Genomic DNA, 10,079 nt, shown 5'->3' on the forward strand with positions numbered 1-10,079 from the left:
CGGATTCGCCACGGCAGCGTGGGCAATAGACGCCGTCACGCCAGCGAACCTGTGCCAGCAGGTTCGCGGCACGACGCTCCGAGACGAACGTCTTGAGTGGAATCATGCTTCGTCGGGTGGCGCGACTGCGCACCCTTGCCTGCTACGACTTTCAGCTACCGCTGAATCGTGACCAACAATCCTCTACCCAAGAGCGTATGAGAATCAGCGCTTTTGAGAGATCGTGGACGAAGACTCAGTACTTCACAAAGCCGGTTAGTTAGAACGTCTGCTTGCTGAAGGTGTGTTCAAGACCCAACAAGCAGACAGTGAAATCCACGAGGACCAGCTCCTTAACTTCCTCGTCAACCAGCTTGACGAGGAAGTTACTCTGAACCTTGCCAACAACGCTGAAATCGACGCAGAGGACATTTACGAGGTCCTCGTCGGCGCGACCGCCGGCGGGACCTCGATTTCTACGCTCTGCAACTCCAGCGAGAACTCGCCATCAGCAAACGCGATTCTCTATCATCTCCGGACGAAGTTCGAGCCNCAACTCCAGCGAGAACTCGCCATCAGCAAACGCGATTCTCTATCATCTCCGGACGAAGTTCGAGCCGGAATGGCTCGAACGAGTCGCAAACACGCTCCTTCGGCGAGATGTCGTCGAACTCCTCCCCGAGCAGGTGGAGGTCTGCGCAGACCTCCACCTGCGGCCCTACTACGGTGACGAAGACAACACAGACGCTCTCTACCACTCGGAAGCGAAGCGTGGAACCACTTCGTTCCACGCCTACGCCACACTCTACGCGCGTGTGAAAAACAAACNAAGCGTGGAACCACTTCGTTCCACGCCTACGCCACACTCTACGCGCGTGTGAAAAACAAACGCTACACGCTGGCGGTGCGCCGTCTCGAGGACGGCGATACCGACAGTAGCGTCCTCGCTGAATTTCTCGGTGTTCTCGACGGCCTTGACACCGAAGTCAAGGCCGTCTATCTCGATCGCGGGTTCTACGACAGCAAGTGTCTCACGCTGTTGCAGGCGCACAACTACGCCTACGTTGTCCCAATCATCCGATGGGGTGAGACGATTCAGCAGGAACTCTCGGGGGGATGGAGTCGCGTCATCCAACACGACCTGACAGGGAAACTCGACGGTCACAGCTGGACCGTCGAGTTTCCCATCTACATCGACTGTACATACCTGAACGGACGGTACGATGAACACGGTGTGGCGCGTCACGGCTACGCCGCTGACGCGCCGTTTATCGACTCACCACGCGATGCTCGATACCACTACACGAAACGCTTCGGTATTGAGGCGACGTACCGGCTCTCCGAGCAAAGCATTGCGACGACGACAACGCAAAATCCGGTGGTTCGGCTGTTGTACGTCGTGGTGAGTCTGCTGTTACAGAACGTCTGGCGGTACTTGCACTGGGAGTACGTGGCGACGCCCCGCCGTGGCGGGCGTCGCCTCTGGTCGTGGTCATTCAAGGAGTTCATCAAGATGCTGTGCCGGGCAGCATGGACGGCCCTTGCGGTGCGGCGGGTCGTCCCTGCAAATCGGCCACCAGACGATCGGTTCCACCGTTAACGCCCGACCAAGCCAGTCTCCCTGCGAGTGGCAATGCCGTCGCGTCGGCGGCTGACCGCCGCCGACAGCGACGACTCTGTTCGATCTTCGGGCAGAACTACCGTCAATCACTACCGATCAAGATGAAACTGCGGCTTCAGCCCGAATGAGCAGGGACGCTTTGTGAGGTACTGTGACTAGATTCCATTCGGCTCGAAATAGTTTATTTCTGTTACTGTTCAGTCATCCGCCATGCTGGCGGAGGCTTGAGTAATAGTTTCTGGTGTCTGCCTCGAAATCCAGAATCTTGCGAACGCATACCCAACGACGAAGATCAACAGCGCGAGGCCGAGCAGTGCGGATCCATTCACAATGCCGTACGAAGCGGCGTAGCTCCCAAGAACCAGCACGGTCGCAGCGATGCCAATGACGTATGCGGCGGTCGGCATGCTGAAGGGTCTATCAACGTCAGCATGAGACCATTTGAGCTTGATAGCGAGTCCGAACACCCAGAGGTACGCGAGCAGCCACGCGGCCGTCGCGGCACTAATAAGTAGCGTGACCGTCTGTGAGAAGAACGTTGGAATGAGCACAATACCGCCGGTGAGACCAATCGCCGGCCATGGGGATTCAAACCGAGGGTGCAGCCATGCGAACTGCTTTGGCCACAATCCCTCTCGAGCCATCGCGTAGATGATCCGCGGAATCGCTGCGTAGGCAGCGACTAGCGCCCCCATCGTCGAAGCGAAGGATGCGAGCGCGGCCATCCCGACACCGAGGTCACCCAGGAGGAGGTTGCCGATCTGGATTTGGGGGGCATTGCCGAGGAATACCGCCTGGCGGGTAGCCGGATCGAGAACCGACGCGATACCGAGGCCCATTACTAACCCGACGACAAGGATTACTACAGCACCGAGGAACACTCCACTCGGGATGTTCTTTTCCGGATTTTTCACCTCCTCAACGAGCGGCGTAGCAAATTCGAGGCCGATGAACGCCCAGACGCCAAGCGTACTCGCGATGAGAACGCCCGTCCAGCCGAATGGCATGAATTGCTCGGTCAGAACCGCGGGGTTCGATGTGCCTTGATTTGTGAAACCAAACAATGCAAGAAGGCCGAAGATGACACGAATCCCAAGGTTCACGACTATGAGGATCACCTCAATGATGAGCGTCGTGCCGATGCCGAGCATGTTGACACCGATTGCGAGCAAATTGAGAATTAGGATCCAGATCACAATAGATCCGACGTTGAGCGATTGTACCATCGCACTCGCTCCTGCAGTCGATTCTGCAGCCCAGACGAGACCGAACAGGAGCCAGTATCCCGTACCGATTCCCGCAGCGAGAGTCAACGAATTCTTCCGATTAGACTCGGAGAACGCTTGTTTCGTGTATTCATAGATCTGCCCCGCCTTGGGAAACATCGTCGTAAGTTCCGTGAATGCGAGTGCGGCTAGGAGGTTGACTGCGAACCCGAGCAACAGGGCGATCGCAAACGCGGGACCGGCTTGCCCGACGAGGATATAGCCACCCGCGAACGTCGAGGTAGAGACAACCAGACCCACAGCGATGACCGCTGGTCCCCACCAACTGACCGTATGACTGAACTCCGAGTCGTCCAGTTCTGATTCTTCTGTAGCCATTCTTACCGTCCCTTGATGGTAACTTCTAGACGGTTGGACCGAACAGTGCGTCCTCGAGTCCACATTCGTGAACTAATGTGCCGTGGTAGCATTCCATCAGATGTGTCGTCAGTTATCTCATGACACTTGCTTCGTCAATTTGCGGGTGTTTAAGAGCCTCCTTGCCCTCATGACATGTTCCGGCGTGTTTCAACCGATTCCATTTCCGCCTACAATTTTGGGCTTAAATATACCCAATTGATGTCTATCACTGACATATGTGTGATAAAGTAATAATACAGAGTTTTGTATAGGTATAGACAACGGTGGTACCGATGACCCCTTCTGACGATATTGACCATTCGTCTCTCCGCCTCGTCTGGACAGACCTCCACGGCACTGCCCGGGGAACTCTGCTCCCAGCTACACAGGTCGAGACCGCTATCGATGAAGGGGTTGGCTTCGCGAGCGGCGTAAGCGAACTCACACTCGAATCGAGTTTCGTGGCGAATGCTCGGTACGGGCCAGAACACGGAAACATGGTTGCGGTAGCCGATCTGGACTCAGTCGCCCCGCTCAGCTGGCGTGAAGACGAGGCTATTGTCTTCTCGAATCTAAAGACACCAACGGGTGACCGGTTCAACCTCTGTTCGCGAAGTGTGCTTCAGGAGGTCGTCTCTACATTCAAAACAGCAGGTTACACACCCCGTATCGGTATCGAACTAGAGTTTTCGCTCCTATGCTCTGAAGGTGAGTCGCTGGTTCCGTATAACAACCGAAGTTCGTACGACTTAGAGGCGCTTGACCAAGCAGCTGAGTTAATCGACGAATGGGACGCAGCATTGACGACCGCAGGATACGAGCCGCTCGGTATCCACGCAGAGTCACATCCGGGTCAATTCGAGCTGAACATCCGGTATGACGACCCAGTAACCATCGCTGATAGCGTCGTCTTCTGCCGACACATGCTCAAATCACTTGCACGCCGTCACGAGTTCAAAGCGACGATGATGCCTCGTCCGTACACAGATGAGGACGCGAACGGGCTGCACTTCCATCTCAGCCTCTGGAACAAGGACAGCTCAGAGAACCAGTTCGCGAGCGACGATCGGACGCTCGAATTCCCCGAAGGTCGACGTGACAGCGGGCTTACTGACGAGGCACGGCACTTCCTCGGCGGGATTCTTGACCATTCGATGGCGCTTACAGCGGTCTGTGCTCCTACTGTGAACTCATACAAACGGCTGGTTCCTGGCCGGTGGGCACCGATCAACATCGCATGGGGTCCGGATAATCGCTCCACGGCGATACGAATCCCGCCGGAACTTGGTGCAGGTACACGCATCGAGTACCGCATTCCAGATTCTGCTGTCAATCCGTACTTGGCGTTCGCAGCGACGTTCGCTGCGGGATTTGACGGACTCTGTAACAAGACCGAACCGGGCCAACCGACGCTCGCGAACGCCTACGAAGAGGAGGATCATAACCACTTACCTCGGACGCTGTGGACAGCGATCGACAACCTCGAATCGAACACTGTCCTCCGAGATGCGCTCGGAGCAACCCTCGTCGACGAGTTTGTGAAGCTAAAGCGAGACGAGTTCAACCGCTCGCAGGAGAGCGTCTCGGCGTGGGAACAAACGGAATACCTGGATAGTTTCTGATTGGAGAGGATACCGTGTGGCGACTCCGCTAATACAACCACTGATCGATAATCACTGGAGGAACGGGACGGCCGCCGTGAGTACCTTCGCTTCGGAGCGGCGGAGATGCTCACCGACGGTAGAGACGTTCGCATCGTCTAATTCCGCCAATGTCTCGATGTTGCACCCACGCGGCGACTCGTAGTAGCCGTGTTCGATAGCTCGGTGGAGGACTTCCCGTTGACGGGGGGAGAGGTCCTGTATCGCCTGTCTGAACTCACCCATACTGGTGAGGAGTTGACTCTCCTGAGGCGATTTCAGTCCGTCTACTTCGAGTGCGCCCAGTTCTTGGAGCTCCGAGTGTGCTTGGCTCGCATGCTCATGATCCACTGTCAGGACGCTCCAGTGCTCGCGTCCACGTGCGACGGTGGCCGGCACCGACGGGAAACACTGATTCTTCAGGAGGATATTCAGGACTGGCTCGGTTTTGGGGTCATGATCATAGTCGCCGACGAGACTGATGACCGCCGTTTTCCGGTCGGTGTCGTAGTTGATTAGTTGTGCCATGGACATCACCTCGTGAGTCGCCAGCCACTCGACGAGGCGGTCGACCTCGTCCGCCTCGACGTTTGCCGCCTCAATCATTGTGATACTATTTCCGCGTACCCGGTAGGAATAGACGATCGTCGCCGTCAGTTCCGGAAACTCGTCGTTGACCGTCTCAGTCCAGCATCCTCGATGTATAATCTTGAACGTGTATTCGATCATGTTGATAAACAGTCCCTAGGTAGCGATACTCACACTACCCATATACGACTTGCTCTCGGACGCTAATATCTGTCGAGAGCGGCAATGAGAAGGCCGAAAACTACACCAATAGTGGACGTATGTGAAGTGGGACAGCTAGTGTGCACCGAAGCGAACTAGGTTAAAAATGGTCGCAAATGAGCGCATAAAGAGACACCTATAGAACCTGCATCAACTATAAGACATGGATGATGGTGCCAATACACATGGACGAACCGCCACTCGCCGGAGCAGTACGGCCATACTCACGGTCGGCGGACTGAGTAATAAGCGAGTCCCTTGTGGGCAATATACCCTATCATCCCGTCTATGACTCCCAAACTTGAATCCACCATCACCGGATCGTGCCAGTCCTTTGAGTCTATCCGTGAGGTACTCGCGAAGGCCAACGAGGAGAAGTCCGGCGATGAACTCGCAGGTATTGCTGCTGACTCAGCCGCCGAACGTGTCGCCGCCAAGGACGTCCTCAGTCAGCTCTCTCTGGCCACGCTACGTGAGAACCCCGTGATACCCTACGAAGACGACGAGGTCACACGCGTCATTCAGGATGTGGTTGACGAGACGGTATACAAAGAAATCTGTGACTGGACGGTCGCCGACCTCCGAGAGTTCCTCGTTGACGAGCGAACAAACGAGGAGGATATCGATCGTATTCGCCCGGGACTAACGAGCGAGATGATCGCGGCCGTCACGAAGCTCATGTCCAACATAGATTTAATTCAGGCGACCGCGAAGATGACTATTACTGCGCGCTGCAACAATACCATTGGGACTGAAGGGACACTCTCGTTTCGTCTACAGCCAAACGACCCGACTGACGACGTGGATAACATCCGCTATTCGATCTGCGAAGGACTCTCGTACGGCGTCGGCGATGCGGTCATTGGAATTAATCCAGTTGAGGACAATCACGAGCAGACGAAACGCCTCCTCGAAGTGACGAAGGAGTTCATTGAGGAGTGGAACATCCCAACACAGAACTGCGTCCTCTCGCACTTGACGACTCAAATCGAGGCCGTTCGAAACGGCGCTCCTGCCGATCTCCTTTTCCAGAGTCTGGCTGGCACTGAAGCCGGCAATGAAAGCTTCGGTATTGACATCGATCTTCTTGACGACGCATACGAATTCGGCAAGGAGCACTGTACCGCTTCCGGACCCAACTTCATGTACTTCGAGACCGGTCAAGGGTCGGAGCTATCGAGCGACTCACATGCTGACGTCGATCAAGTAACACTAGAGGCCCGTTGTTACGGGCTCGCAAAGCGTTACGACCCATTTATTGTGAACACGGTTGTTGGCTTTATTGGCCCGGAGTACCTCTACGACGGAAAGCAGGTCATCCGAGCAGGCCTCGAGGATGTGTTCATGGGCCAACTCACGGGTATCTCCATGGGCATTGACGCCTGTTATACCAACCACATCCAAGCCGATCAGAACGACATCGAGAGCTTGGCAGTGTTGCTGACCGCCGCCGGATCGAACTACTTCATCAGCGTCCCTATGGGTGACGACACGATGCTCAATTATCAGTCGAACAGTTACCACGACGCTGCAGCGCTATGGGATATCTTCGACGTGCGCCCGGCCCCAGAGTTCGAGTCATGGCTCGAAGACATGGGAATCGCCAGAGACGGTCACCTCACTTCGAAAGCCGGCGACCCGACAGTGTTCCTGGGCGAACACGAGGACGGACGGAAACAGGAGTCGACAAACTCATGACCGATATTGATCCTCACACCGATCCGGAGGACGAGACGGCACTCGATCGGATCGCCAGTGCCAGTCCATCTCGGCTCGGTCTCGGTCGAAGCGGGACACGCCCCCGGACAGCATCCGTACTGTCATTCCGCGCCGACCACGCACAGGCACGCGACGCTGTCCTCACGCACGTCTCCGAGGAAACGATCGAGAACGCAGGTCTCCTGAAGGTCACAAGTCTGGTGTCGGATCAAGATGAGTATCTCGCCCGCCCCGACCGCGGCCGGCAGATCAGTGAGGAGACGGCGGAACAGATCCGCGACGCCTGCACTCACGCTCCTGACGTTCAGATAATCGTCTGTGATGGCCTCAGTTCGACGGCCGTTGAGGCGAACATTGCTGACCTCCTCCCGATGCTCACCGACGGGTTCGAAGAGCGGGGGTTCACGGTTGGGACGCTCTTGTTCGTGGAGTTTGGTCGCGTCGACATCATGGATGCAATCGGCGAGGAACTTGAAGCCGATATCGTCGTGAACCTCATCGGGGAGCGACCGGGGCTGAACACCGCCAAGAGCCTGAGCGCATATTTGGTCTATGGCCCCGAGCGTGGAAAGCCAACGGCGACGAAATCAGTGATTTCGAATATTCATCCCGACGGACTTCCGGCGATAGAGGCGGGAGCACAGATCGTTGACCTCGTTGCCACGATTCACGACCAACAGGGGAGTGGGATCGAACTAACATGAGGGAGCACTGAGAGATGGGTCGTGAGACAGACACATTGACGAGTGTTGGTATCGATATCGGGACGACGACAACGCAGCTTGTTATCAGCGAAATTACCATCTCATCAGCAGGTCTCGGCGCCCTGGACGTCGATATTGAGCAAACGGAGCTCGTCTATCGGGGAGCGATCTACGAGACACCACTTCTCGATCGACAGACGCTCAATGTCGAAGCCATCGAGGACTTGGTAACGTCAGAGTTAGAACAGTCTGGATACACGCCGGCGAGTATCGACAGCGGCGCAGTCATCGTGACTGGCGAATCATCCTACAAGACGAACGCCGAGGAGTTAGTGACTCGCATCGCGGCCGACGCAGGCGAGTTCGTCGTTGCAACGGCAGGACCAGAACTGGAGTCTGTTCTGGCCGGTACCGGCTCTGGCGCAGCAACGTGGGCCTCGGACAAACAGAAGACGATTCTCAACGTGGATATTGGCGGCGGCACGACTAACATGTGTCTGTTTGCAGGGGACTCGATTGTCGAGACGCGCTGCCTCAACGTCGGTGGTCGACTGCTTCGCTTCAACACGGCGGGGCGGGTTACGCACATCTCCAATCCAGCAGCGCTACTGATCAACGAGGCAAATCTCGATATCGAAGTTGGAAAATACCCGAGCGAGGCTGCACTCCACGAACTTGTAGACCTGATGGCCAATTCAGTCTTCGAAACGGTCGACGGAACCGAACGCAGTGAGCTGACGAAAGAACTGACAATCAGGAACAACGAGTACACATCCCGAACCATTGATGGCGTCTGCTTCAGCGGTGGCGTGGGACGATTGATCGCAGCGAACGATGACGAGGATCTCTTCGCGTATCAAGACATTGGTGGAATACTCGCGACAGCGATTCGTGAACGACTCGAGTCATCCTCACTGATTGTTCGACCGCCGACAGAAATGATTCGCGCTACCGTCATCGGTGCAGGGACTCAAACGACATCATTCAGCGGAACAACAGTATCGTTCGACGAGTCTGTTCTCCCCCTAAAGAACCTCCCTGTCGTCACAGCGTCGTTCTCGGGAACTGACCGTGAGTCATTGGCCGACGATCTCCGACACTGTCTCGAACGAGGGTTATCGCTGTATGAGACTGACCAGGTAGCCGGCCTCGCGCTGGCACTCCCTAACTTCGATACACTGTCGTACGACCGTATCACCGCGCTTGCTCATGCATTCGATCAGGCGTACGATGAATCGGGGTATGCCCGTCGCCAGTTGCCATACGTCATCGTAACACAACAGAACTGTGCTAAAGCGTTGGCCCAGTGCCTCCGTGCTATCTCGACTGACGTGTCCCCGCTCATCGTTATCGACGAGATTGCTGCAAGTGACGGCGACTATCTTGACATCGGGGAACCGATACTGTCCGGTCAAACGGTTCCCGTTATCGTCAAGTCGCTCGTGTTCGGTCGCGAAAGTTCAGCCGCATAGCGCACCATTGACGCCGACGCGTCACGATCGCAGCCTGACTACTAAGTACCATCCCAACCGTCGAGTGACTAGTTCTCAGCCTCCTCGATAGTCGGATAGAGCCGGTGTAGTTTCGTTCGAGCGTCCTCGTTTGTGAATTGCCAGTTGATCGTTACATCCAACTTATTTCGCTCAGTTTCCCACGCAGTGACCTCCGACTGGAGGGTCGCTGCGTTCGGAATTCGGCGGTTGAGACACTGGGTCTGGAGCGTGCTCCAGACGAGTTCGGCCATATTCAGCCAACTTCCGTGCGTAGCCGTGTAGTAGAACTCGAAACGATCGAGATACTCGCGTGCTTTCTCGGGCGGGAAGAACCGATAGAAGGCAGCCGGATTGTGCGTGCTGAGATCATCCAAGACTACCCGGATGCAGTAGTGATTAAGACAACTTTTGCACATGGGAGAGCGTGTCATAGAAAGCGTCACGTACGAAGCAGCAGGGTGCGGAAAGTGTGTCCAGCACCAGCGCAACCCTGCAAGACGTAGCTTCGG

Annotated in this window: 7 protein-coding genes and 2 pseudogenes; 5 read left to right on the forward strand and 4 right to left on the reverse strand. The window is 55.9% G+C overall.

Features of this window, described 5'->3' with window-relative positions; genetic code table 11:
- Positions 1-106, reverse strand: a 106-nt coding sequence (locus tag C484_RS23215) for an IS1595 family transposase (RefSeq protein WP_006827331.1), incomplete at its 3' end; no start/stop codon positions are given.
- Positions 107-283: 177 nt separating this feature from the next.
- On the opposite strand from C484_RS23215, the pseudogene C484_RS18090 reads away from it, so the two are divergent.
- Positions 284-1,579 (forward strand): annotated as a pseudogene (locus C484_RS18090) (ISH3 family transposase).
- Between the two features lie 218 nt (positions 1,580-1,797).
- Here the strand turns inward: C484_RS18090 and C484_RS18095 are convergent.
- Entirely contained in the window at positions 1,798-3,204 is a 1,407-nt protein-coding gene (locus C484_RS18095) for an APC family permease (RefSeq protein WP_006827335.1), read from the reverse strand.
- 518 nt (positions 3,205-3,722) lie between these two features.
- Here C484_RS18095 and C484_RS18100 point away from each other — a divergent pair.
- Positions 3,723-4,847, forward strand: coding sequence for a glutamine synthetase family protein (locus C484_RS18100; RefSeq protein ID WP_239641013.1), 1,125 nt, complete (start codon positions 3,723-3,725; stop codon positions 4,845-4,847).
- Between the two features lie 51 nt (positions 4,848-4,898).
- Here the strand turns inward: C484_RS18100 and C484_RS18105 are convergent, their stop codons facing one another.
- Positions 4,899-5,471: a helix-turn-helix domain-containing protein gene (locus C484_RS18105; protein WP_239641012.1), complete on the reverse strand. Its 573-nt coding sequence runs from the start codon at positions 5,469-5,471 to the stop codon at positions 4,899-4,901.
- A gap of 471 nt (positions 5,472-5,942) precedes the next feature.
- On the opposite strand from C484_RS18105, the gene C484_RS18110 reads away from it, so the two are divergent.
- The 3 genes from C484_RS18110 to C484_RS18120 are packed head-to-tail and all read left to right on the forward strand — an operon-like array spanning position 5,943 to position 9,549.
- Positions 5,943-7,352: an ethanolamine ammonia-lyase subunit EutB gene (locus tag C484_RS18110; RefSeq protein WP_006827338.1), complete on the forward strand. Its 1,410-nt coding sequence runs from the start codon at positions 5,943-5,945 to the stop codon at positions 7,350-7,352.
- The gene (eutC, locus tag C484_RS18115; protein WP_006827339.1) at positions 7,349-8,077 is read left to right on the forward strand and encodes an ethanolamine ammonia-lyase subunit EutC; all 729 of its coding nucleotides are present in this window, start codon (positions 7,349-7,351) and stop codon (positions 8,075-8,077) included. The genes C484_RS18110 and eutC overlap by 4 nt, the downstream gene beginning before the upstream one ends.
- A gap of 14 nt (positions 8,078-8,091) precedes the next feature.
- The gene (locus C484_RS18120; RefSeq protein WP_006827340.1) at positions 8,092-9,549 is read left to right on the forward strand and encodes an ethanolamine ammonia-lyase reactivating factor EutA; all 1,458 of its coding nucleotides are present in this window, start codon (positions 8,092-8,094) and stop codon (positions 9,547-9,549) included.
- Positions 9,550-9,617: 68 nt separating this feature from the next.
- Here C484_RS18120 and C484_RS18125 read toward each other — a convergent pair.
- A pseudogene (locus tag C484_RS18125) lies at positions 9,618-9,968 on the reverse strand (transposase); the annotation flags it as partial.
- Between the last annotated feature and the right edge of the window lie 111 nt (positions 9,969-10,079).

The sequence above is a fragment of the Natrialba taiwanensis DSM 12281 genome, from assembly GCF_000337595.1.
Lineage (GTDB): Archaea > Halobacteriota > Halobacteria > Halobacteriales > Natrialbaceae > Natrialba > Natrialba taiwanensis.